We start from the raw sequence: 21,367 nt of genomic DNA, 5'->3' as shown, positions 1-21,367 counted from the left end.
CGTGCCGCCATGTCCCCGCCGCAGCTGACCGGCCTCGACGCCGGCGCCGTCGCCGTCGCCCGGCTGCTCCCGATGGGCGGCGCCGTCGACGCGCTCGACGCCGCCCTGCTCGCCGGGCTCGACCCCGAGGCCGACCCGCCGCGTGGCACCGCCCCGGCCCCGGCGGCCAGATCCTGCTGATGCCCTCCGCCACGGCCTCGTACGCGGGCGTCAAGCTCGCCACCGTCGCGCCGGACAACCCCGGGCGCGGCCTGCCCCGCGTCCAGGGCGTCCACGTACTGTTCGCCCCGGGCACACTCACCCCGCTCGCCCTGCTGGACGGCGGCGCCCTCACCTCGCTGCGCACCCCGGCCGTCTCCGCGCTCGCGGTGCGGTACCTGGCGGTCCCCGGGGCCCGGCGGCTGGTGGTCTTCGGCACCGGACCGCAGGCCCGGGGCCATGTGGCGGCGATGCGGGCGGTGCGCCCGGTCGAGCATGTCGACATCGTCGGCCGCGACCCCGGCCGCGTAGCCGCCCTCGCCGACGTCTGCGAGGCCGCCGGGCTCACGGCCTCCGCCGCGGGCCCCGGGGCCGTGGCCGACGCCGACCTGGTCTGCTGCCGCACGTCCGCCCGTGAGCCGCTCTTCGACAGCGCCCTGCTGCCGCCGCACGCCACGGTGGTCGCTGTCGGCTCCCACGAACCCGACGCCCGCGAGGTCGACCAGCACCTGCCGGGGCGGGCCGGCGCGGTCGTGGTCGAGGCCCGCTCGGCGGCCCTGCGGGAGGCGGGCGACATCGTTCAGGCGGTCGCCGCCGGCACCCTGGACCCGGCACGGCTGATCACCCTCGCGGACCTGGTGCGCGGCGCGGACCCGGTACCCGACGGCCGGCCGCGGTTCTTCAAGAGCGTCGGCATGGCCTGGGAGGACCTGGTCGTGGCGGCGGCCGTCTACGAGTCCTTCCAGTCCAGTTGATGCTCCGGCACTCCCACCGAGCGGGCATGGGCCTCGGCCTCGGCACGGGCGGCCCGGTCGCCGCGCCGGTAGCGGAAGACCTTGCCGGCGAAGACGACGACATGGTCCTCGCCCACCCCGAAGTCGGCGTACCAGCCGCCCTCGTCCGCCAGGCACGCCGCGAGCGCGTCCGCGAGCGACTCCGCGTCACGGTCGTCGGCCTCGAAGTCGATCACGGTCCAGGTGCCCGGCCGGCCGGGGGCGGCGCCGGACGGCACGTCGACCCGGTCGATCCGGAGGATCCGCAGCGGGGGCGGCTCGAACACCGAGCCCGTCCGCAGGCTCTCGGCGACGACGCAGCCGGTGATCGTCATGCCCTGTCTCCTTCCGGGCCCAGAACGTCCCTCAGCTGGGCGCGGGCCGTGATGCCCAGCTTGGGGAAGATCCGGTAGAGGTGGAACCCGACCGTACGCGGTGAGAGGAAGAGGCGTTCGCCGATCTCACGGTTGGTGTGCCCGGCGGCGGCCAGCTGGACGATCTGCCTTTGCTGCGGGGTGAGTTCGGCCAGTGCGTCGCAGGGGGGAGGCCGTTCGCCGGGCAGGCTGAGCACCCCGGCGGCGCGCAGCTCGGCCTGCGCCCGGTCGGCCCAGGGGCGGGCGCCGAGCCGCTGGAAGACGTCGAGCGCGGCGGCCAGCATGGGCCGGGCCTCGCTGACCCGGCGGCGCCGGCGCAGCCATTCCGCGTAGTCCAGGCGGGTGCGGGCGCGTTCGAACGGCCACCGGTCGCCGGCCGGGTCGGCCAGCGCGGTGAGGAAGTGGGGCTCCGCGTCGTCGGGTTCGGCCAGCAGCGCGCGGGCCCGGTGCAGCAGGGCGTCCAGGCGCACCGAGACATCGCCGCCGAGCCGCCGCACGGCGGCCTGGAGGACCACGCGGGCGTCGTCGGTCCGGCCGGCTCGTACGGCGCAGGCGGCGAGGTCGGCGATGCCGTAGTAGGAGGAGTGGTAGTGAGCCGGCGCCGGGCTGCCGGGGGCGGCCGGATCGTCCCGGAACAGCGCCCGGAACTGGTCGTACGCGGCCTGGTGGTCGCCGTCGGCGACCGCCGCCAGGCCCAGCGCGGTACGGGCCCGGGCGTACAGGGTGAGGCTGTTGTCGAGATCGAGGCCGGCAGTGGCGTCGGCCACCCGGCGGCGGGCGCCCTCGCCGTCGCCCCGCAGGGCCTGGATGGTCGCGACAAGGATCGGGGCACCCGCGACGACGATCTCCAGTCCGGCGCCGGCGGCCGCGCTCAGGGCCTCGTCGGCCAGGGCGCCGGCGGTCGTCCAGGCCCCGCTCTCGTAGTGCGCCAGAGCGAGGGCCCCGGCGACGGTGGCGTTGGCGCCGGAGGTGTCGGTACGCCGCAGATGGTCCATGACCTGGCCCAGCAGCCGTACGGCGTCGGGGGTTTCGTCCAGCACCCAGGCGGCCGCGCCCAGGATCGCCATATGGGGCATGCGAAGGCCCGGGAGCGCTGCGGCGCGGCGCAGCAGCGGCAGCGTCCGGTCGCGGGCGGCGAACGGCTCGGTGCCGGCCGCGATCCACACGCAGTCGGTGGCGAAGCCGGTGGTGGCGTCGTCGGCGGGGGCACTGCCGGCGGTGGCACTGCCGGCAGCGTCACCGGACAGCTCCGGCGGGGGGACCAGGGCGGCGATCCGGATGATCTCGCCGCGCAGCGCCGGATCACCGGAGTTGTAGGCGGGCGTGGTGGCGGTGCTCAGGGCGTCCAGGGCGAGCGCCGGGTTCTTCTCGGCGGCGGCCTCGGCGACCGGCAGCAGAAAGCCCAGGGACGCGGTGTGCCGGGTGGTCACCGCGAGCGCCCAGCCCGCCCGCACCGAGGCCTCGGCGCGGACCGCCGGGTCCTCGGTGAGCGCGGCGGCCCGGGCGGACATCTCGCCGACCCAGCGCGGATGGCCGGCGTACATCGCCATCTCGGCGGCGGCGACCAGGCGCCGGGCCTGCTGCTCGGGGTCGGGGCTCAGCCGGGCGGCACGTTCCAGGCCGGCCGCCGCCGCGGAGTAGCCCCCGCGCCGGCGGGCCCGGTCGGCGGTGGCCTCCAGCGCCGCGGCGACCTCCTCGTCCGGGGTGACCGTCGCGGCGGCGAGGTGCCAGGCGCGCCGGTCCGGGTCAGCGGTGAGCGCCTCGGCCAGCGCGAGGTGGGCGGCGTGCCGGGCCGCGAGGTCCGCCGTCCGGTAGACGGCGGAGCGGACCAGGGGGTGCCGGAAGCGGACCAGGTCGCCGTCGAGGCGGACCAGTCCGGCGCGTTCGGCGGGGCGCCATGCCTCCAGGGCCCGCTCCGGCCGGCCGCGGTCGGGGCCGGCGGCGATCACCGCGGACAGGTCGGCGCCGTCGGCGGCCGCCGCGAGCAGCAGCACCTCGCGGGTGGCGGTGGGCAGTTCGGAGAGCTGGGCGGCGAACATCCGCTCCAGCCGCGCGGTGAGCGGCAGTCCGTCGGCCACCCACAGTTCCCGGCCGGCCGCCGGGTCGTCGGCCACGGCCCTGGCCAGTTCGACCAGGGCCAGCGGATTGCCCGCCGCCAGTTCCAGCACCCGGGTGCGGAGCCGCCCGGCGGGCGGGCGTGGCTGGAGGTCCAGCAGCCGGGAGGCCGCCACCTCGTCGAGCGGCTCCACCGGGAGGATCGCGAAGTCCCGCTCGAACGCCGGGGGAACGGCCTCGGTCCGGGCGCCGACCAGCATCGTGATCGGCTCGCCCTCCAGCCTGCGGGCGACGAAGGCCAGGACGTCCAGCGAGCAGGCGTCCAGCCAGTGCGCGTCGTCCACGACGACCAGCAGCGGCCGGTGGGCCGCCGCGTCGGACAGCAGGGTCAGCGCGGCGACGCTCAGCAGCAACCGGTGGGGCCGTCCGGCACGGTCCTCCCCGGCTCCGGGCGCGGCAGCGTCGCCGGGTCCGCCGTCGGAGAGACCGCCGGAGACCCCGCCGGAGACCGCCCCGGGGCCGTCCTCCAAGCCGAACGCGCCCAGCAGTTCCGCCCGTTGCCGCGAGGGAAGCTCGCGCACCCCGTCCAGCAACGGCAGCAGCAGCTGGTGCAGTCCGGCGAACGCGAGCTCGCCCTCGCTCTCGCTTCCCCGCACGCGCAGCACCCGCGTCCCGGCGTGTCCGGCCCGCTCGGCGGCGGCGTCCAGCAGGGTGCTCTTGCCCGAGCCGGGGTCGCCGACCGCCACCAGGACCCGCGTGCCGCCCTCCGTGTCGAGGAGCTCGCCGATACGCGACAATTCGGCATTCCGGCCGACAGTCAATCCGCCCCCAGTGCAGCGAACCAGTCACATGACAGATGCAGTGATCCTCGCCCCCGCAGAGAATCCTCTCAAGGTTACGTGAGGAGGCGTGCCGTGCCCGACGAGCCCGCGCCGGTCCTGGAGCCCGCGGCGCAAGCGCTTGTTGACGCCACCGCCCGGCCGCCGTACCTCTGGCGGATGCCGCCCGGTGAGCCCTGCGGTCCGGCCACCGACGAACGGCGGACCTGCGTGGCGGGCGTCCGCACCCGCATCGTCCGTCCCGCGGGCCTGACCGGGCGGCTCCCGGTGATCCTCTACCTCCACGGCTGGGACTCCGGCACCGCGCACACCCATGACCGCCTGGTCCGCGAACTCGCCGCCGGCGCCGGGGCGGCCGTCGTCCTGACCGCCGGCGGCCCGGTGTACGGCGCCCGTTACCCGCTGGCCGTCGAGGAGAACTACGCCCTCGCGCGCTGGATCACCAACGCCCCCGAAGCCGGGCTGCTCGGCCTCGACGGCTCCCGGCTCGCCCTCGTCGGGGACTCGGCCGGCGGCAACCTGGCCGCCGCCCTGACCCTGCTGGCCGGCGAACGGGGCGACATCCGCCCCGTCCAGCAGGTGCTGTTCTGCCCGGTCACCGACGCCGCCATCGACACGCCCTCCTACCACCGCTTCGCCGAGGGCTACTATCTGCGCCGCGACACCATGCGCCGGCTCTGGCAGCGCTACACCCCCGACGCCGGCCGGCGCGCCGAGATCACGGCCTCGCCGCTGCGTGCCACCGTGCGGCAGCTCCACGGTCTACCGCCGGCCCTGGTCATCACCGCCGAGGCGGACGTCCTGCGCGACGAGGGCGAGGCCTACGCGGCCAAACTCCGCACCGCCGGCGTCCCGGTCGTCGCGGTCCGCTACGGGGGCACCGTCCACGGCTTCGTCACCCTCGACGCGCTGCGCGGCACGTACGCGGCGGACGCCGCCATCGGCCAGGCCGTGGACGTACTGCGCACGGCGCTGGCGCGCTAGGTCCTGTCTGGAGTTCGGATCAGGAGTTCGGTAGATCGCCTGCGCGCGAGGGCTCGGTCTTGATAGGCCGTCAGTCATGGCGCGAGGCGATCTCACCGAAGAGCAGTGGGCCCTGATCGAGCCCCATCTCCCGATTGCCGCGGTTGGGCCCATCCCTGACCTGCGGAAACACTTCAACGCGGTGATGTGGCGGTTCCGGACCGGTAGCCCCTGGCGTGACCTGCCGACCGAGTTCGGGCCCTGGCCGAGCGCGTACGACCGCTTCCGGATCTGGGCGACGCGGGGTGTTTTCCAGGATCTGATGCAAACAGTGATCGCCGAGGCCGCCGCCCGCGGCCAGGCCGACCTGGGCCTGGTCAGCGTGGACTCTGCGACCGCCCGGGCCCACCATCACGCCGCCGGGATGGCCCTGGACCCCGAGCAGTTGGCGGCCTTGGAAATGGCCGTCGAGGCCGAAAAGGGGGCGATGGCAAGGCGCAAAGAACGCAGGACGGACAGGCCGAGGATGAGGCGCGCGTCGAGCGGCGACGGGTCCGCCGACGACACCGAGCCCGCTTGAAAGCCGCCGAGCTGGGGCGTTCCCGGGGCGGACTGACGAGCAAGATCCATGTGGCGGCTGACCGACGCTGTCGCCCGCTTGCGTTCGTCCTCACGCCCGGGCAGGCCGGCGACAGTCCGCAGTTCGCCCCGGTCCTGGAACGGGTGAAGGTGCGCGGCCCGATCGGGCGCCCGCGGACCCGGCCGGATGCGGTGGCCGCGGACAAGGCGTACTCGTCCCGACGCAACCGCCACTACCTGCGACGACGCGGGATCCGAGCCGTGATCCCGGAGAAGGTCGACCAGGCCGCGAACCGCAAGAAGCGTGGCAGCGCTGGCGGTCGGCCAGTCTCACACGACGCGACACTCTACAAAGAGCGCAACACCGTGGAACGGTGCATCAACCGGCTGCGGAACTGGCGCGGTATCGCTACCCGGTACGACAAGACCCCGGAGAGCTACGAGGCCGGACTGCACCTGTGTGGTGCGATGCTCTGGCTCCGCAGCATCGCACCACACTCGTGATCCGAACTCCAGACAGGACCTAGCGCGGTGACCGCGCCGGCGCACCGGGTGCTCGGGTCCGTCCGGTGGCCGTTCGCTGCGTACTCACGCCGAGCCGCAGTCCTCGGGTGCGGGCGGCGAGGGCCGGGAGTGGTGTCCAGCCTTCGTGGGCCGGTCCCCCCGGGTCGCCGCCGATCGGCATGCGGTGATTCGCCGGTCGGTCAGCGGCGCCGCAGCGACGGGTCGAGCAGCGCGGGCGGGGTGTCGTACTTCTCGTGCGCGGCCAGGTCGGTGCCGGGAGCGACAATCGCGTCGATCGCGTCGAGCACATCGGCGGAGAGCACGGTGTCGGCGGCGGCGAGCTGCGAGTGCAGGTGGTCCAGCGTTCGAGGACCGATGATCGCGCTGGTCACAGCGGGGTGCGCGGTCACGAATCCGAGCGCGAGCTGGATCATGGTCAGGCCGGCCTCGTCGGCGACCTCGGCCAGCTGCTCGACGGCATCGAGCCTGGCCCGGTTGGAGGGTATGGCGGTGTCGAAGCGTTGCGGCATGAACGTCGAGCGGCTGGTGGTGATTTCCCGGCCCTCGCGGATCGCGCCCGACAGCCAGCCCGAAGCCAGCGGGCTCCACACCAGCACACCGAGCCCGTACTGCTCGGTCACGGGGAGCACGTGGGTCTCGATTCCGCGCTGCAGGATCGAGTAGCTGGGCTGTTCGGTGACGTAACGGCTCAGGTGATGCTCGCGTGCGGCCCACCGGGCTTGCACGAGGCGGTACGCGGGGAAGGTCGAGGAGCCGAAGTAGCGGATCTTTCCCGCGCGTTGCAGGTCGGTCAGCGCCGACAGCGTCTCCTCGTCACTGGTCCTCGGGTCCCACCGGTGGATCTGGTAGAGATCGACGTGGTCGACACCGAGCCGGCGCAGGCTGTTGTCCAGCTCGGTCACCAGCCAGCGGCGCGAACTGCCCTGATGGTTGCGCTCGTCGCCCATGGGCATGCCCGCCTTCGTGGCCAGCACGATGTCGTCGCGACGGCCGGCGATGGCTTTGCCGACCATCTCTTCCGACTCGCCGCCGCTGTACATGTCGGCGGTGTCGATGAGGTTGATCCCGCCCTCAAGAGCAGCGTCGACGACGGCGGTGACCTCGCCCTGGGTGGTGCGCCCGATCGTGCCGAAGTTCATCGCGCCGAGGGCGAGGGAGCTGGCCTGCACACCGGTGCGGCCCAAGCTGCGGTACTGCATGACCGTGTTCCTCTCATCGCGCGTGGTTTGGCTGCCGGGCCGCTGCTCTGACATCATGAACAAGCGGAACCTTGCTCCGCCAACGATACGGAACGACGTTCCGTTTGGCAACCCCGATGACGGAGGAGCGGCGCGGTGAACGACGGCGACGAGGGCGCGGAGCACGCGGCCCGGCCCAAGCGGGCGGACGCCCGGCGTAACGAGGAGACCCTGCTCGAAGCCGCCGCGGCGGTATTCGTCGCCTCGGGCGTGGAAGCACCGGTGCGCGACATCGCGACCAAGGCCGGCGTCGGGGTGGGCACGATCTACCGCCACTTCCCGACCCGGGCGGATCTCATCGTCGCCGTCTACCGGCACCAGGTCGAGGCCTGCGCCGAGGCCGGTCCGGCCCTGCTGGCGACCAGCGCGACTCCGCACGCCGCGCTGGGGCGCTGGATCGACCTCTTCGTTGATTTCCTGGTCACCAAGCACGGACTCGCCGGCGCACTGCGGTCCGACAGTGCCGGCTTCGACACGCTGCACGCCTACTTCCTCGACCGCCTCCTGCCCGCGTGCACCCAGCTGCTCGACGCCGCGGCCGGTTCCGGCGAGATCCGAACCGACCTGAAGGCCTACGAGCTGATGCGCGGCGTCGGGAACCTCTGCATCGGCGCCGACCACGATCCCGGCTACGACGCACGCCGACTGGTCGAGCTCCTCATCACAGGACTACGCCGACCGCACTGACCACCGGCCGGGCAGCCGACGCGGGCCGCTCAGCCCGTGGTGAGTTCGCGCCGCATCCGCCGCTCGGTGGCGCAGGGCAGGTAGCCGAACCACTTGTTGACGGCGAGCATCGGGAGGTTTCCCAGGTCGTTGCCGGTGAAGGCCTCGGTGTAGCCGGCGGCACGGGCGCGGGACAAGGAGGCGTGCTTGGCGAGTTTGGCCAGGCCACGGCCCCGGTAGCCGCGGCGGGTTCCGGTGCCCACCGAGAAGTAGCGGGTGCGGCCGTCGGTGTGGGCGGCGCAGAGCGCGGCGACGACTCCGTCGATCACGACGGCGGTGGTGAGCCGGCGGTCCAGGTCGGGGGCGGACCACTCGTTGGCGAGCCACGCCTCGTAACCGGGGGCGACGGTGGGTACGTCGTTGGGCTCGTCCTCGATGGAGTGGGCGTCGGTCTCGTAGAGCGGGCGGGGGTCGTCGGCGAAGTCGGCGGCGGTGCGCAGCTCGGCGCCGGGCGGCAGTGGCGGCACCTCGGGCAGTGGGCCGGCGGTGAGGTCGAGGCGCTGGAAGGCGGAGGAGGAGCCGGGCCGGTAGCCGCGTCCCTCGCCGAAGCGGTCCGAGCCGTCGTCGGTCAGCGCCCAGGCGTAGACCGTGGTGGCGCCGAGCCCGGCGACGTACTCCTCGCCCGCCGTCAGCAGGGCATCGCCGGCGCCCCGGCGGCGGTGCTGCGGATGGACATTGACATTGACGAAGGCGGCCCCGGGTTCGGTGCTGTCGTGGAACAGCCCGGTGCGCGCGCAGCCGACGACCCGGCCGTCCAGCTCGGCGACATGGAGCCGGTTGCGCCGGGCGGCGGGGGCGTTGGCGACGTTCCAGGCGATGGAGTTGGGGGTGTTGGCGCCCATGTACGGCAGGGCGGCCCGGACCAGCCGGGATACGGGTTCGGCGTCGGCGGGCCGGTACTCGCGCACGATCAGGGTCATGATCCGGCACCCTATGGGCGCCCGTGGCCGGGCGCTCCTCGTTTTCCGTCGCCCCCTGTCGTCGCGTCCCGTATCCGGGATATCGTCCCGCTCATGGGAAAAGGCGGAGCTGCCACGGCCGGCGCGGGATCCGGCGCGGGATCCGGCGGCGGGTCCGATGCCGGATCGGAGGCGGGGTCCGACGCCGGATTCGACGCGCACGGGCGGCGGGTGCTCGCCGTGTGCGTGGCCGCGGGCTTCACCACCCTGCTCGACCAGTCGGTGCTCAACATCGCCGTCCCCGCGCTGCGCGACGCGCTGCACGCGGGCCCGACCGAGGTGCAGTGGATCGTCGCCGGTTACTCACTGGCCTTCGGGCTCGCTCTCATCCCCGGTGGGCGGCTGGGCGACCTCCGCGGCCGCAAACCGTTCTTCCTCGCCGGTCTCGCGACCTTCGTGGCTGTCGGCACGGTGGCCGGCGGCGCCGACCGACCATGGCTGCTGATCGTGGCGCGGCTCTTGCAGGGCGCCGGCGCCGGACTGGTCAACGCCCAGGTGATCGGCACCCTCCAGGACACCTTCAGCGGCCAGCTCCGCGCCCGGGCGCTCGGCATGTACGCGGTGACCGCCGGAATGGCGCTCGCCCTCGGTCCGCCGCTGGGCGGCCTGCTGATCGGCGCCGCCGGCCCCGGCGCGGGCTGGCGGCTCGCCTTCCTGCTCAACGTGCCCTTCGGGCTGCTCACGCTGCTGCTGGCGGCCCGCCATCTGCCCGCCGCCCGGCCCCGCACCGGGCGCGCCGACCTCGACCCCGTCGGCCTGGTGATGGTCGGCGCGATGACGCTGCTGGTGATGCTGCCGTTCATCCTGTCCTCGGCGCCGGGCGGGGTGAAGCTCACCCTGGCCGGCGCCGCCTTCGTGCTGGCGGGGCTGTTCACCCGGTGGCAGCGGCGGTACGCCCGTACCGGGCACACTCCGCTGGTGCATCCGGCGCTGCCGCGCTCGGCGCCGTACGTCCTGGGGACGGTGGTGGCGATGGCCCAGTTCGGGGGCGGGCTGGCGGCCTCGCTGGTGCTGGCGATGTTCCTGCAGGACGGCCTCGGGCTGTCCGCCATGACCGCCGCCGCCGTCGCGCTGCCCAACGCCCTTGCCATGGGGACCACTTCCGCCTTCGCCTGGCGCGCGGTGCGCCGCTTCGGGCGGCATGTGATCACCGTCGGCCTGGCCTGCGGCACGCTGTGCGTGATCGCCGGCGGCCTCGTGGCACTGCACGCCCCCGCCGCCGCCCCGCTTCCCTGGCTGCTCGCCCTGGTGCAGCTGTGCGGGGGCGCCGCCTACGGTTTCGTCATCTCCCCCAACCAGGCGCTCGTGCTGCGCCACGCCCCGCCCGAGGCGGCCGGCGTCGCGGGCGGCATCCTGCAGATGTCGCAGCGCATATCGGCCGCGATCTGCGTCTCCGCCATCACCGGTGTCTATCTGCGCGGCTCGGCCACGGACGCCCCCGCCGCCTACTGGCAGGCCTGCCTGGCCTGCGCGGGGCTCGGCGCACTGGCCGCCCTGGTCTCGCTGCTGGCCGGGCGCTCTCCCTCACCGACCGGGAATTCGGTCGCCGTGAGCCCCGGAGTGCGTGAGGCTAGGCCGCATGAACGGCACTGACACGGCAGCCGCCCTCACTCCCGGAAACCCGGTGACGGTACGGCTGGTGAAGCACCCCCGCCCCGATGTCCGCTACCCCGCCACCGTCGTCCACGACGACGGCACCCGTCTCGTCGTCCGCGCCCCCTGGGCCGGGGCGGCGACCCGCGACTTCGGATTCGTCCGCTTCGAGGCCGGCGACCTGTTCACCGAGCACTACTGGCGTGACCGCTGGTACTCCGTCAAGGAGGTGCGCGCCGCCGACGGCACCCTCAAGGGCTGGTACTGCGACGTCGCCCGCCCCGCCGTCGTGGAGGCCCCGCACTCCCTGGTCGTCCAGGATCTCGACCTCGACCTGTGGCTGTCCGCCGACCGCGACACCCTGCTGCGCCTGGACGAGGACGAGTTCCTCGACAGCGGCCTCGACACCCGCGACCCCGCCGCCGCGCGGCACGCCCGCCGGGCCCTCGACGAGCTCGAAACGCTGGCCCGCCAGGACGCCTTCGCCGCGCTGCTCAGCCGCTGACGCCGGCGCCGGCCGCCCCGGCCGCCCTCGTCCCGGACGTCCCGCCCGCTCCCGCGCCGATCAGGCCGGCGGTGGTGTCGTCCAGGGGGTACGGCGACTCCGGCGGGAGCAGCGCCGCGGCGCCCGTGCGGTCGCCCGCGCACAGCAGTGTGTGGACCTGCCCGGCGAGCACGGTGACGTCGCGGACCGCGACCAGCCACTCGTCGGCGTACAGCCGGGCCGCGCGGCCGGAGAGGCCGACCTGGAGTGAGCGGTACGGCAGCGGCCTCAGGTCGAGGTCGCGCTCGGGGTCCCACTGGACGCGTACGGGCGACTCGCGCAGGCGTGCCGCCCACGCCTCGCGGTCGGCGTGCGCGGCGCGGTCGTAGTGGGACAGGCAGGCGTTGCGCAGCGCCCAGTCGAAGCCCTCCCTGGTGATGTCCAGGGCGAGGACCCGTTCCTGGCCCTCCTTGCGGCCCCAGCCGCAGCGGTACATCATCCACAGGAACGAGGGCTTGATCCAGGTCATCCGTGACCGGCTCCAGGCTTCGGGGAACCGGCCGTGGCGCGCGGCGTACTCCCCGATCCCGGGCCGGTAGGCCTGATAGACCGTCACCGTGCTGTCGGTGTGGGCGGCCCTGATCTGGCGGCTGGGGATGTCGGTGCGGTCCATGGGCCCATCATCACGGCGTTGCTCCCCGGCCCGCGACCCGATTTCGCGCCGCCGGGGCGCCGGGCCACACCAGCAGGACGGCGCAAGGCGCGTGGTCGACGACGAAGCGGGTGGCGGGGCCGAGGCTGTGCGGGCCGGGGCGTCGGGGGTCGCCGTCGCGGGCGCAGATCAGCAGGTCGGCGTCCTGGGCGGCGGCCACGACCTCGTGTTCGACGCGGCCGTGGCGCGAGACGGCGGTGGCGGGGCGGCCTAGCCGGTCGCCGGCGGCGGCCAGCAGTTCGGCGGCGGCCGCGCGGGACAGGGCCTCCAGCCGCTCGCCGGGGTCCCGTTCGGGGTGGCCGCGGCCGAGCAGCCCGGCGAAGGAGCCGTGCGCGGCGGCGGCGACGTTCTCACCGGTGACATGGAGCAGCGTGACGGCCGCCGGGTCCGGTGCGTGGGCGACGGCGGCGTCCACGGCGGCCTGCCAGGTGCCTTCGGCGATCCAGACGAGAACGGTGGTGGTGGTCAAGGGGGTCAGCCTCCCAACGCCTGCAGCATCCCCCACAGTGCCACCGTCGCGCCCGCCAGTGTGGCAGGCACGGTGATGAGTCCGAGCCGGGTGAAGTCGCCGATGCCGGGCCGGGTGTCGTGTTCGTGCAGGATCCGCCGCCACAGCAGGGTCGCCAGCGAGCCGACGTACGTCAGGTTGGGGCCGAGGTTGACGCCGATGAGCGCGGCCAGGACCGGGCCGGGACCGCCGGTGGCGACGATGGGCAGCAGGGCGAGGATCGCGGGGAGGTTGTTGATGAGGTTGGCCAGGACGGCGGCGATGCCGGCGATCGCGAGCAGCGCCGGCAGGCTGGTGCCGCCGGGGACGATCCGGCCGGCGGCGGTGTCCAGGCCGTTGTCGACCACGGCCTTGACCACGACACCCAGCGCCAGCACGAACAGGCAGAACAGCGGGCTGGCCGCCCCCACCAGGCCCCGCACGGTGGTCCGGCGCCGTACCAGTGCCCGCCCGCCGAGCACCAGCACCCCGGCCAGTGCCGCCCAGGCCGGATCGGCTCCGGCGAAGGAGGTCACCGCGAAGCCGGCGAGGGTGAGCGCCAGGACGGTCAGGGTGAACGCCGGCAGCCGGGGCCGCTCGGGCTTGCCGGGTGTCCCGGCCCCGGCGGCCAGGTCGGCGGCGAAGTAGCGGCGGAAGACCACGTACTCGATGCCGATGGTCAGCAGCCAGGCGGGGCCCATGAGCAGCGCGAAGCGTACGAAGGTCAGTCCGCTGGCGCTGAAGGCCAGCAGGTTGGTGAGGTTGGAGACCGGCAGCAGCAGTGACGCGGAGTTCGCCAGGTGCGCGGTGGCGTACACATGCGGGCGGGGCCGGGCGCCGACCCGGGCGGCCGTGGCGAAGACCACGGGGGTCAGCAGCACGACGGTGGCGTCCAGGCTGAGCACCGCCGTGATCAGCGAGGCCACCACGAACACCCCGCCCAGCAGCCGTCCCGGGCTGCCGCCGCAGGCCCTGGCCACCACCTCGCCTGCCGCGGTGAACAGCCCCTCGTCCGCGCACAGCTGGGACAGCACCAGTACCGCCGCGAGGAATCCCACCACCGGGAGCAGCGAGCCCACCTGCTCCCAGGCGTCCCCGGGCGACACCGCTCCGACCGCGACCACCAACACGGCCGCCGGAACCGCGGCCGCCGCCTCGGGCAGGCCCCGGGGGCGTACCACGGCGAACGCGAGCACCGCCAGCAGCAGCCCCACGGAGACGGCCTCCGCCACACCAGTGCTCAGAATCAGGCCTCCAGCTCGGCGATCACGTACGGCAGCAAGCATCGCACCGCCGGGCCCGCTTCCCGCACGCGCCCCACCCGCGTCAGCGGAACGTCGTCGCCCAGTCGCGAAGCGTCGAGAAGTCCTGCTCGGTCAGGCCGATCCGTGGGTCCACGTGGTGGAGCAGTGCCGCTCCGGTGTGGTTCTCGCCCACCCAGGTCCGGTCGGCCTCGCCGATGCCGTCGTCGACCCAGGCGAAGGACCGGCCGGCCACCCACGCGACGAGGTGGCGGGTCTTCCAGTGGACGCCGCCCGCGGTCTGCTGGTCGGTCCGCGGCCATTCGATCACCGGCAGCTCGGGCAGGCCGACGCGGGGCGCGATCTCGGTGTTGGCGTCGTGCGTCCAGGCCGTGGCCCACACCAGCTCGTACGGCAGAGAGAGCAGCGCCGCCCCGTGTCCGGGGTTGAGCCGCACCCGCAGCGGCTTCACCGGCTCGCCGAGCCCGGTGCGGTAGGCCGCCCAGCCGTCCGGCAGGACCCGGTGCCGGGCGTAGCCGCGCAGCCTCGGGCGGCGGAATCGTCTGGCGGCGAAGGGGTTCAGCGGCCCGTCCACGTCCAGCAGGAGCAGCGGCTTGCCCGTCGGCGGCATCGGCATGAGCAGGACGGTAGCCTGCCGATCCGCCGCGCGGGGCGAATTGGGGGTGGGTTAGCGTCGGGGGCATGACGACCGTGGGAACGCTGCTGCGCGGGTGGCGGGAGCGGCGCCGTATCAGCCAGCTCGAACTCGCGCTGCGCGCCGACAGCTCCGCGCGCCACATCAGCTTCATCGAGACCGGCCGGGCCCGCCCCAGCCAGCCGATGGTGCTGCGGCTCGCCGAGCACCTGGAGGTGCCCGTGCGGGAGCGCAACGCACTGCTGGTCGCCGCCGGTTACGCCCCCGCCTACCACGAGACCCCGCTGCACGACCCGGCGCTGGACGCGCTGCGCACCGGCCTGGACCGGCTGCTGGCCGCGTACGAGCCGTACCCCGCGCTGGTGATGAACGGCACGTACGACGTGCTGGCGGCCAACCGGGGCATCGGGGCACTGGTCGAGGGGGTGGCCGGGCATCTGCTGCGGGCGCCGATGAACGCCATGCGGCTGACCCTCCACCCGGAGGGCCTGGCGCCGCGCATCGTCAACTTCGGCGAGTGGCGGGCGCACCTGCTGGAACGCATGGAGCGTCAGATCGCGCTGCGGCCCGGCGCGGGCGCGCTGCGCACGCTGTACGAGGAGGTCGCCGCCCATCCGGACTCCCACGGCCGGCCCGCGCACCGGGGCGACGACGAGGCGTTCCCCTTCGCGCTGCCGCTGCGCATCGAGCACGGCGGGCGGGTGCTGTCCTTCATCTCGACGGCCACCACCTTCAACACACCCATGGATGTGACCGTCTCCGAGCTGGCGATCGAGACCTTCCTGCCCGCCGACCCGGAGACGGCCGAAGCCCTCGCCGCGCAGTGATCCTCAGCCGATGATCCTGCGCAGCGCGGCGATGTTGGCCTCGGTGACCCGCCACAGGGCACGCTGCCGGTCGTGGACGTCCGCGACGGCCGCCGGGTGGTCGGTGAGCATCGCCAGCGCGCGTTCGGTGAGGCGGGCGGCGAGGTCGCGGTCGTGGACGGAGACCCCCCAGTCGGGGCGTTCGATGTCGGCGAGGAAGTACGTCATCTTGGGGTGCGAGACCAGGCTGATGACGGGGGTGCCGCAGCCGAAGGGGATCATGCCGGCGTGGCCGCGCATGCCGATGACGAGTCTCGTCCGCCGGTAGATGTCGCGGATCCCGTCGTTCGAGGCGTCGTACAGCGGCTCGACGGGGAGCGTGATTCCGTGCTCGCGGCGCAGGTCGTGCACGAACTTCTCGTCGGAGGGCATGTGGGCGGCGTAGCGGACGCCGGCGTGTTCGCGCAGCGTGCGCACGGCGGCGGCCATCTCGGCGAGGAAGTGGCCGTAGTCGTGGCCGAAGCGCAGGCCGGCCCGGTCGTAGGCGCAGTTGAGCAGGATGGTGTCGTCGCGCACGCCGGGGTCGGTCCAGCCGGGGACCAACTGGCGGAAGACGGTGGTGGGGCAGGGCTGGAAGAGGACGCGGTCGCGCAGTCCGGCGGGCAGGAGTTCCCGCACACGTTCGACGGAGCCGAGGTTGCGCAGGCCGAAGAAGGCGGAGCGCTCGACGAGGGCGGTGAGGGACTCGGTGAACCGCCTCTGGCGGTGGACCTCCTGGCCGTCGAAGACGTTGTAGCCGACGGCGAAGACCGCGAGGGGCGCGGTGATCCGCCGCAGCATGGCGTCGGGGACGTTCCACTGCCAGGCGCTGTTGCCGTTGGGCGCGGTGTCGGGCAGGAAGAGCCCGCCGCCGCCGACGATCACCGCACGCCGGGCGTTGAGCTGTTCCAGCACGGTTTCGTCGACGAGCCGGTGGGCGTGCAGCGAGTGCCACCGTCGCGGGCCCGGGTCCGCATCGGGGCCCGCGTCGGTGCCGGGGCCGGGGCCGGGGCCCGCGTCGGTACCGCTGCCCGCGTCGGTCCCGCTGCCGGTGTCCAGGCACATCCGCACGGCCTCCGGCAGGACGCGGTCGCCCGCGTTCTCCCAGGCCTCGGCGAACAGGGCGACATGCGCGAGCTGGTCCCCGGCCTGCTCCTGGACGCGGGCGCCCTCGTCCCCGGCGGGTTCCGGCAGGGTGCGGCGGTACATGGTGCGGCAGGCGCCGTCGGTGGGGTCGGCGTCGAGTCCCTCGCGGGCGTAGGTGTGGGCGGTGTCGTCGGCGCCGCGCAGCCAGGCGAGCCGGGAGAGCAGGGCGAAGGCGTTGGGGGCGGCGTCGGGTGAGGCGGTGGCCAGCAGCAGGTGCGTCTCGGCCTCGTCGTACCGGGACAGCGCCATCAGGGCGGTGCCGAGCGTCTCGTGACAGCGGGGCCGTTCCGCCGTGGTGCCCATGACGCCGGCCAGCGCGTCGACCGCCTCCTGGTAGCGGCCCTGCCTCAGGTGCACCTCGGCGACCGCGCGGGCCAGGTCCACCTGCGGGCGGCGGGCGAGCAGCGGCACGGCGAGGTGCAGCAGCAGCTCGGGGTGGCTGGTGCCGCGCCGCGCGCAGTACTCGGCCCGGAACGCGTCGTCGTCCAGGCCTGCGAAGCGGTCGCGGGCCTGCCGCGCGGGGCCGTGGCCGGGCTGGTCCTCCTGACCGGTGAAGCGCAGGACCGCGACGTCCCCGGGGACCGGCAGATCGTCGTAGAGGCGGTGCGCGGGGAAGTCGTACCGGGTGTCCAGGGGCAGCAGATCGTGCTCCAGGGCGTGTCCGGGGGCGTCGAGGTGCTCACCATGGAGCACCAGCAGCCCGCCGTCCTCGGCGGCCACGACCCGGCGCTGCTTGGGGAGTTCCCCGGGGAGCAGCTGCGGGACGGCGGCGGCGCCGTGGCGGACGCGCAGCAGCTCACCGATGTCGCCGAGGACGACCATGCCGGTGTCCAGGGCGATGACGGTGTCGTAGCCGGGGAGCGCGAGCGCGTCGAGCCGCCGGACGGCCGTGGTGCGGCGCGCGATCAGCCGGGGGTGCAGGCGGCGGGCGGCGTCGAGGTCACTGTCGGCCAGCCCGGGGTGGAGGACGACGAAGTCCTCGCAGATCCCCGGGTTGGTCAGGGCCAGGCTGCGCAGCAGCACCAGCAGGCCGGGCAGCCGCTGCTCGTCCGTGTGGACGGCGAAGGCGATCCGGCGGCGACCGGTGGCGGAGCCTGATGCGGGTCGGGAGGCGGGGCCGGTGGCGGGGCCTGATGTCGGGCGGGTCATCGCAGGGCTGTCCTCATGCCGGCCGGATCCACGTCCTTGGCGTGGGCGGTGACCCACGCGCTCTCGTCGTCGTCGCGCAGGCGGCCGATCAGGTCGATGCGCGGGCTGACGTCGAGGAAGTCCAGCAGCCGCAGCATGGTGAAGGCGGTGCCGTGCCGCGGCCGGCCGGCCTCGCCGATCAGGGCCGGATCGGAAACCGGCCTGCGCAGCGAGGCGTTCCCGACATGCTGCTGGGCACCGGGGACGATGCGGCGCCGCAGTGTCTGCCGCCAGTCCTTCACCGACTCCCCGAACAGCAGCCGGATTCCGGCGTGCCGGTCCCAGCCGGGGCCCTCCCACGGGGTGTCGCCCCGGAGGCTGACGGCGTGCACATCGGTGCGCTCGCCGGTGTCCCGCGGTTCCGTACGCAGGCCGTCGCAGCGGACCACCAGGTCGTAGGCGTCGATCCGCGCGCCGAACCCGCTGCCGGCGAGGGCGGCGGCGCCCGCCACCACGCAGACGGTGCGCCCGGCGACGAGGTTGCGGAAGCCGCTGACCCCGATCGGTTCGCTCCCGCCGAGCAGCGGATCGGCGGTCCGGCCCCGCGCGGTGAGGCGGCGATGCGTGGCGTAGAGCCCGGCCAGCCGACGGGTCCGCGGGTCGCCGGCTCCGTGCGCGGCGAGTCCGTCCGCCACCTGCCCTGCCGGATCCCCCGCCGCCTCCGACAGGCAGCTTCGCAGTTCGCCGAGCGTGCGCAGGCGCAGGGCGATCGCCCGCCCGGCATCGGGGTCCTGCTGGAGCTCCAGATGGCGCCGGTACGCGCCGATCGCCTCCTCGTCGCGGCCCAGCGCCTCCAGGGCCAGCCCGCGCAGCCGCCAGGCGCCCTTGGACCGGTCACGTACGGCGGTCGCGGTCTCGGCGATGCCCAGCGCCAGCCGCGATTCGGCCTCGGCGTCCACCTGGAGGGCGCGCTCGCCGGCTCGCAGCAGCGCCTCGAAGGCGGCCTGCGCCGGAGCCTCGTCGCGGGCGGCGACCAGCGAGCCGATGGCGGCGGCGAGCAGCAGCCGACCGCGATCCGTCTCAGGGGCGGGGTGGGGGCGTCCGGGGTCGGTGCGTTCCGGGCCGCTGAGGCCGGCGAGGTACTCGGCGCACAGCCGCACTCCACGGGCCATGTCGGCCTCCGGTCCCGGTCCCGGGCCCGGGGCGACACCCGGTTCCTGGTCCTTCCGCCCGGCCCTGAAGCCCGACCCGGAAAGGATCTTCCTCATACTGCTCCACCGTTCAGCGACTGACCGCCGACTGTGCCCGACATCGACGGAGGGCGGGTGTCGCTGGTGCAGATCCTGGGAGAACACTCCGTGGCCGACGCGTGTCCTGTCGAGGCGACCGCGAATGTGAGCCAAATGTTCGGAAGTCGTCGGTAAATCTGTCGGATTCGCGATCTTAGTGCCAAGATCGAGCGCTAATGTTCCGTGCTGTCCCTCGACGGACAACCGGCGTCGTGGGGCGAGCCGACAACGCCCACCCGGCTGAACGAGGAAGCGATGACACAGATACCGGAGGCCCTGAGCTGGTGCCTGGCGGTCGGTACAGCGGTCGGCGCGGTGACCGCGCCGCTCCTGGTCCACTCACGGCGGCGAATGGCCTCCTTGCGCAGGAACGAGGATCTGGCCGGCGCCGAACGGGACGCCCTGGCGCAGGAGAAACGGGCGTTCGCCGCGCACGCGCAGGCGCTGGCGGAGGAGAGCCGGCACCTGGCCACCGTCCGGCTGCCGGCCATGGCCGACCACCTGACCCACCGTCACCTTCCGGTTCCTGGACCCCTGCACACCGGGTTCGAGGAGACCGAGGTGGGGCAGGACCACGCCGCGGCGCTGCAGTTGCTGGTCCGGGCCGTCGAGGCGGAACGGCTGCGGGTGGACGAGGCCGCGCAGGCGACGATGCGCGGCGCCACGACCGTCATGCAGGCCATGAGCTACCGGCTCCAGTCCGGCATCGTCGAGATGCAGGAGCGGTACGACGACCCGCGTCTGGCCGAGGACCTGCTCGCCCTCGACCAGCTCAACGAGCAGAACCTGCGGCGCATCCAGGCCACCGGTGTGCTGTGCGGGGCCTGGCCCGGGCTCAGCCGGGCGGACTCGCACCTGGGCGACATCGTCGTCGGGGCGAAGTCCCGTGTACGGGGCTTCCAGCGAATCCAGGTCAACAGCCAGCTCGCCGACCCGGTGGGCGTCGTCTCGCGCGCCGTGGAGCCGATCGCCGTCACCGTCACGGAACTGCTGGCCAACGCGGTGCACCACACCCATGGCACGCTGGCCGTCGACGTCAGCCTGCACCAGACCAGTTCGGGCGCCTGCGTGGTCATCGACGACGCCGGGGTCGGAATGCACGCCGACGAGATCGAGTACGCGACCGCCATGATGTCCGGCCGGCTCCCGGTGCGGCTCACCGAACTCGGCGACCCGCCGCGTACCGGGTTCGCCGTCATCGGCCGGCTCATCCAGCAGTACGGCTTCGCGGTCTCCGTGGACAAGCCGGCACCCTACGGCGGGGTGCGGGCGGTGGTGTTCATTCCCGGCCATCTGCTGACCGTCATGGACGAGCAGGAACAGCCGATGTCGGTGAGCGCCCCGCTGCCGCCGCTGCGCACCACAGCGACCCGGGCCCCGGCTCCGGCCCCCGCCCCGGTCGCTTCCGCCGCCGGGTCCGCACCCGGGCCCGTTCCCGTATCCGGGTCCGAGGAACTGCCGCGCCGCCGCAGGCGCCGCCCCGTACCCACCACTGCGCAGGACGCGGCACCGGCCGCCGAGGACACCCGGGAGGAGCACTCCCGTAGCCCGGAGCAGACCGGCGCGACCTGGGCCTCCTTCCAGGCAGGCACCGCCTCCGGACGCGCCGCCGTTCGGGAGACCGTGCGCGAGACGGGACGCGAGGCGGAGCGCGAACCCGCGCAGGAGGCCGGGCGGGAGCCAGGACAGGAAGCGGCACGGGAGACACCGCGGGATGCCGCGCACGACGTACCGACCGAGTCCCGCGAAGGGGAACGCGCATGACCGCCGCCAAGAACACCTCCATCCGGCAGGACATGTCCTGGGTCCTGGAACCCCTGCTCGTGCTTCCGGGGGTGCGCCACGGGCTCGTGCTGTCCACCGACGGAATGGTCCGGGGCGCGTCGCCGGAGCTGAGCCGGGAGGCGGGCGAGGGCGCCGCGGCGATGATGTCGGCCCTGCAGGGAGCGGCCCGGACGATGGGTGCGGCCCTGTCGGGGGATCTGGAGACCCAGGTACGGCAGGTCGTGGTGGAGACCAGCAACGGCTTCGTCTTCGCGGTCCCGGCCGGCCCCAACACCGTGCTGGCGGTCTTCGCCGCGCACAGCGTGGACATGGGCGTGGTCACCCACCACATGCAGATCCAGGTCAACACCCTGGGCCGGAAGGTCATGAGCACAGCACCCCGGGACAACGGCACCGCCTCGGGCTCATGACCGCGGGCCGCGGGGGCCGGAGGCTCGTACCGTCCTACCTGGCCACCGAGGGCCGGGCCCGTCCCAGCCGCAACACGCTGGACCCGCTCACCCTCATCAACGCGGCGGCCACCGGTATCCCCGAGGCACTGGACCCGCCGCAGCGGCGCCTGCTGGAACTCCTGGCGGGCGGCGCCCTGTCGCTCAGCGAGGCGGCCGCGTATCTGGGGCTGCCCGTCAGTGTCACCAAGGTGGTGGTGTCCGACCTCGTCGACGCCGGACACCTGATCGCCCGCGCTCCCGTCCCGGCGGCCCAGAAGCACGACCGGCAGATCCTAGAGAGGCTTCTCAGTGGGCTACGCGCCATTCGATAAGCCGTCCGAC

20 protein-coding genes and 1 pseudogene are annotated in these 21,367 nt (G+C 74.1%); 11 read left to right on the top strand and 10 right to left on the bottom strand.

All coding sequences use genetic code 11. From position 1 onward, the window contains the following. Nucleotides 1–9 precede the first annotated feature (9 nt). Nucleotides 10–180: a hypothetical protein gene (locus tag RWE79_RS33160; RefSeq protein WP_475943768.1), complete on the top strand. Its 171-nt coding sequence runs from the start codon at nucleotides 10–12 to the stop codon at nucleotides 178–180. Beyond that, the gene (locus tag RWE79_RS33155; RefSeq protein ID WP_475943767.1) at nucleotides 180–953 is read left to right on the top strand and encodes an ornithine cyclodeaminase family protein; all 774 of its coding nucleotides are present in this window, start codon (nucleotides 180–182) and stop codon (nucleotides 951–953) included. Before RWE79_RS33160 ends, RWE79_RS33155 begins: the two co-directional genes overlap by 1 nt. On the opposite strand, the gene RWE79_RS33150 is transcribed toward RWE79_RS33155, so the two are convergent. Further along, a complete protein-coding gene (locus tag RWE79_RS33150) occupies nucleotides 929–1,306 on the bottom strand; it encodes a hypothetical protein (RefSeq protein WP_475943766.1) in 378 nt (125 codons plus the stop codon). The two genes, RWE79_RS33155 and RWE79_RS33150, sit on opposite strands and share 25 nt — an antisense overlap. Further along, nucleotides 1,303–4,221 carry a helix-turn-helix transcriptional regulator gene (locus RWE79_RS33145; RefSeq protein WP_475943765.1) on the bottom strand — a complete coding sequence of 973 codons (2,919 nt, stop codon included), beginning with the start codon at nucleotides 4,219–4,221 and terminating at the stop codon, nucleotides 1,303–1,305. Before RWE79_RS33145 ends, RWE79_RS33150 begins: the two co-directional genes overlap by 4 nt. A gap of 93 nt (nucleotides 4,222–4,314) precedes the next feature. On the opposite strand from RWE79_RS33145, the gene RWE79_RS33140 reads away from it, so the two are divergent. Together RWE79_RS33140 and RWE79_RS33135 are read left to right on the top strand one after the other, a co-directional pair. Then, nucleotides 4,315–5,223, top strand: a complete 909-nt coding sequence (locus RWE79_RS33140) for an alpha/beta hydrolase (protein WP_475943764.1) — start codon at nucleotides 4,315–4,317, stop codon at nucleotides 5,221–5,223. A gap of 76 nt (nucleotides 5,224–5,299) precedes the next feature. Beyond that, a pseudogene (locus RWE79_RS33135) lies at nucleotides 5,300–6,285 on the top strand (IS5 family transposase). Between the two features lie 200 nt (nucleotides 6,286–6,485). Here the strand turns inward: RWE79_RS33135 and RWE79_RS33130 are convergent. Continuing rightward, nucleotides 6,486–7,505 (bottom strand): aldo/keto reductase, encoded by a 1,020-nt coding sequence (locus tag RWE79_RS33130; protein ID WP_475943763.1) that lies wholly within the window; start codon nucleotides 7,503–7,505, stop codon nucleotides 6,486–6,488. 135 nt (nucleotides 7,506–7,640) lie between these two features. Here RWE79_RS33130 and RWE79_RS33125 point away from each other — a divergent pair, with 135 nt between their 5' ends. Continuing rightward, the gene (locus RWE79_RS33125) at nucleotides 7,641–8,231 is read left to right on the top strand and encodes a TetR/AcrR family transcriptional regulator (RefSeq protein WP_475943762.1); all 591 of its coding nucleotides are present in this window, start codon (nucleotides 7,641–7,643) and stop codon (nucleotides 8,229–8,231) included. Between the two features lie 29 nt (nucleotides 8,232–8,260). On the opposite strand, the gene RWE79_RS33120 is transcribed toward RWE79_RS33125, so the two are convergent. Continuing rightward, entirely contained in the window at nucleotides 8,261–9,190 is a 930-nt protein-coding gene (locus RWE79_RS33120) for a GNAT family N-acetyltransferase (RefSeq protein WP_475943761.1), read from the bottom strand. Nucleotides 9,191–9,283: 93 nt separating this feature from the next. On the opposite strand from RWE79_RS33120, the gene RWE79_RS33115 reads away from it, so the two are divergent. Together RWE79_RS33115 and RWE79_RS33110 are read left to right on the top strand one after the other, a co-directional pair. Further along, nucleotides 9,284–10,822: an MFS transporter gene (locus tag RWE79_RS33115; protein ID WP_475943760.1), complete on the top strand. Its 1,539-nt coding sequence runs from the start codon at nucleotides 9,284–9,286 to the stop codon at nucleotides 10,820–10,822. After that, nucleotides 10,809–11,327 carry a ribonuclease FAU-1 family protein gene (locus tag RWE79_RS33110; RefSeq protein WP_475943759.1) on the top strand — a complete coding sequence of 173 codons (519 nt, stop codon included), beginning with the start codon at nucleotides 10,809–10,811 and terminating at the stop codon, nucleotides 11,325–11,327. Before RWE79_RS33115 ends, RWE79_RS33110 begins: the two co-directional genes overlap by 14 nt. Here the strand turns inward: RWE79_RS33110 and RWE79_RS33105 are convergent. From RWE79_RS33105 to RWE79_RS33090, 4 genes are read right to left on the bottom strand one after another with little or no spacing between them, the layout of a single operon-like run. Beyond that, entirely contained in the window at nucleotides 11,317–11,979 is a 663-nt protein-coding gene (locus RWE79_RS33105; protein ID WP_475943758.1) for a DUF4291 domain-containing protein, read from the bottom strand. The genes RWE79_RS33110 and RWE79_RS33105 overlap by 11 nt on opposite strands. A 10-nt stretch (nucleotides 11,980–11,989) precedes the next feature. Beyond that, nucleotides 11,990–12,487 carry a universal stress protein gene (locus tag RWE79_RS33100; RefSeq protein ID WP_475943757.1) on the bottom strand — a complete coding sequence of 166 codons (498 nt, stop codon included), beginning with the start codon at nucleotides 12,485–12,487 and terminating at the stop codon, nucleotides 11,990–11,992. A gap of 5 nt (nucleotides 12,488–12,492) precedes the next feature. Continuing rightward, complete coding sequence (locus tag RWE79_RS33095; RefSeq protein ID WP_475943756.1) at nucleotides 12,493–13,791, bottom strand: SLC13 family permease; 1,299 nt, start codon at nucleotides 13,789–13,791, stop codon at nucleotides 12,493–12,495. 40 nt (nucleotides 13,792–13,831) lie between these two features. Continuing rightward, entirely contained in the window at nucleotides 13,832–14,377 is a 546-nt protein-coding gene (locus RWE79_RS33090; protein WP_475946256.1) for an HAD domain-containing protein, read from the bottom strand. A gap of 71 nt (nucleotides 14,378–14,448) precedes the next feature. On the opposite strand from RWE79_RS33090, the gene RWE79_RS33085 reads away from it, so the two are divergent. After that, complete coding sequence (locus RWE79_RS33085) at nucleotides 14,449–15,228, top strand: helix-turn-helix domain-containing protein (protein ID WP_475943755.1); 780 nt, start codon at nucleotides 14,449–14,451, stop codon at nucleotides 15,226–15,228. A gap of 3 nt (nucleotides 15,229–15,231) precedes the next feature. On the opposite strand, the gene RWE79_RS33080 is transcribed toward RWE79_RS33085, so the two are convergent. Both RWE79_RS33080 and RWE79_RS33075 read right to left on the bottom strand, forming a co-directional pair. Then, the gene (locus RWE79_RS33080) at nucleotides 15,232–17,541 is read right to left on the bottom strand and encodes a polysaccharide pyruvyl transferase family protein (protein WP_475943754.1); all 2,310 of its coding nucleotides are present in this window, start codon (nucleotides 17,539–17,541) and stop codon (nucleotides 15,232–15,234) included. Continuing rightward, nucleotides 17,538–18,692 (bottom strand): glycosyltransferase family 29 protein, encoded by a 1,155-nt coding sequence (locus RWE79_RS33075; protein ID WP_475943753.1) that lies wholly within the window; start codon nucleotides 18,690–18,692, stop codon nucleotides 17,538–17,540. Before RWE79_RS33075 ends, RWE79_RS33080 begins: the two co-directional genes overlap by 4 nt. Nucleotides 18,693–19,064: 372 nt before the next feature. Between RWE79_RS33075 and RWE79_RS33070 the strand changes: the two genes are divergently transcribed. From RWE79_RS33070 to RWE79_RS33060, 3 genes are read left to right on the top strand one after another with little or no spacing between them, the layout of a single operon-like run. Further along, nucleotides 19,065–20,573 (top strand): histidine kinase, encoded by a 1,509-nt coding sequence (locus RWE79_RS33070; RefSeq protein WP_475943752.1) that lies wholly within the window; start codon nucleotides 19,065–19,067, stop codon nucleotides 20,571–20,573. Next, on the top strand, nucleotides 20,570–21,004 hold the full coding sequence (locus RWE79_RS33065; protein WP_475943751.1) for a roadblock/LC7 domain-containing protein: 435 nt from the start codon (nucleotides 20,570–20,572) through the stop codon (nucleotides 21,002–21,004). Before RWE79_RS33070 ends, RWE79_RS33065 begins: the two co-directional genes overlap by 4 nt. Next, a complete protein-coding gene (locus tag RWE79_RS33060) occupies nucleotides 21,001–21,357 on the top strand; it encodes a DUF742 domain-containing protein (RefSeq protein WP_475943750.1) in 357 nt (118 codons plus the stop codon). The genes RWE79_RS33065 and RWE79_RS33060 overlap by 4 nt, the downstream gene beginning before the upstream one ends. Nucleotides 21,358–21,367: the final 10 nt, after the last annotated feature.

This window comes from Streptomyces sp. RLA131 (genome assembly GCF_056270125.1).
The sequence above is the reverse complement of the archived record's forward strand: the minus strand, read 5'-3'. Positions and strand labels throughout refer to the sequence as shown.

What these genes read in the sequence shown, in the direction of transcription:
- RWE79_RS33120 (WP_475943761.1), bottom strand. Translation starts at nt 9,190, where the DNA reads ATGACCCTGATCGTGCGCGAGTACCGGCCCGCCGACGCCGAACCCGTA.
- RWE79_RS33155 (WP_475943767.1), top strand. Translation starts at nt 180, where the DNA reads ATGCCCTCCGCCACGGCCTCGTACGCGGGCGTCAAGCTCGCCACCGTC.
- RWE79_RS33130 (WP_475943763.1), bottom strand. Translation starts at nt 7,505, where the DNA reads ATGCAGTACCGCAGCTTGGGCCGCACCGGTGTGCAGGCCAGCTCCCTC.
- RWE79_RS33090 (WP_475946256.1), bottom strand. Translation starts at nt 14,377, where the DNA reads ATGCCGCCGACGGGCAAGCCGCTGCTCCTGCTGGACGTGGACGGGCCG.
- RWE79_RS33070 (WP_475943752.1), top strand. Translation starts at nt 19,065, where the DNA reads ATGACACAGATACCGGAGGCCCTGAGCTGGTGCCTGGCGGTCGGTACA.
- RWE79_RS33150 (WP_475943766.1), bottom strand. Translation starts at nt 1,306, where the DNA reads ATGACGATCACCGGCTGCGTCGTCGCCGAGAGCCTGCGGACGGGCTCG.
- RWE79_RS33105 (WP_475943758.1), bottom strand. Translation starts at nt 11,979, where the DNA reads ATGGACCGCACCGACATCCCCAGCCGCCAGATCAGGGCCGCCCACACC.
- RWE79_RS33065 (WP_475943751.1), top strand. Translation starts at nt 20,570, where the DNA reads ATGACCGCCGCCAAGAACACCTCCATCCGGCAGGACATGTCCTGGGTC.
- RWE79_RS33160 (WP_475943768.1), top strand. Translation starts at nt 10, where the DNA reads ATGTCCCCGCCGCAGCTGACCGGCCTCGACGCCGGCGCCGTCGCCGTC.
- RWE79_RS33095 (WP_475943756.1), bottom strand. Translation starts at nt 13,791, where the DNA reads ATGCTTGCTGCCGTACGTGATCGCCGAGCTGGAGGCCTGATTCTGAGC.
- RWE79_RS33110 (WP_475943759.1), top strand. Translation starts at nt 10,809, where the DNA reads ATGAACGGCACTGACACGGCAGCCGCCCTCACTCCCGGAAACCCGGTG.
- RWE79_RS33080 (WP_475943754.1), bottom strand. Translation starts at nt 17,541, where the DNA reads ATGACCCGCCCGACATCAGGCCCCGCCACCGGCCCCGCCTCCCGACCC.
- RWE79_RS33060 (WP_475943750.1), top strand. Translation starts at nt 21,001, where the DNA reads ATGACCGCGGGCCGCGGGGGCCGGAGGCTCGTACCGTCCTACCTGGCC.
- RWE79_RS33115 (WP_475943760.1), top strand. Translation starts at nt 9,284, where the DNA reads ATGGGAAAAGGCGGAGCTGCCACGGCCGGCGCGGGATCCGGCGCGGGA.
- RWE79_RS33085 (WP_475943755.1), top strand. Translation starts at nt 14,449, where the DNA reads ATGACGACCGTGGGAACGCTGCTGCGCGGGTGGCGGGAGCGGCGCCGT.
- RWE79_RS33075 (WP_475943753.1), bottom strand. Translation starts at nt 18,692, where the DNA reads ATGGCCCGTGGAGTGCGGCTGTGCGCCGAGTACCTCGCCGGCCTCAGC.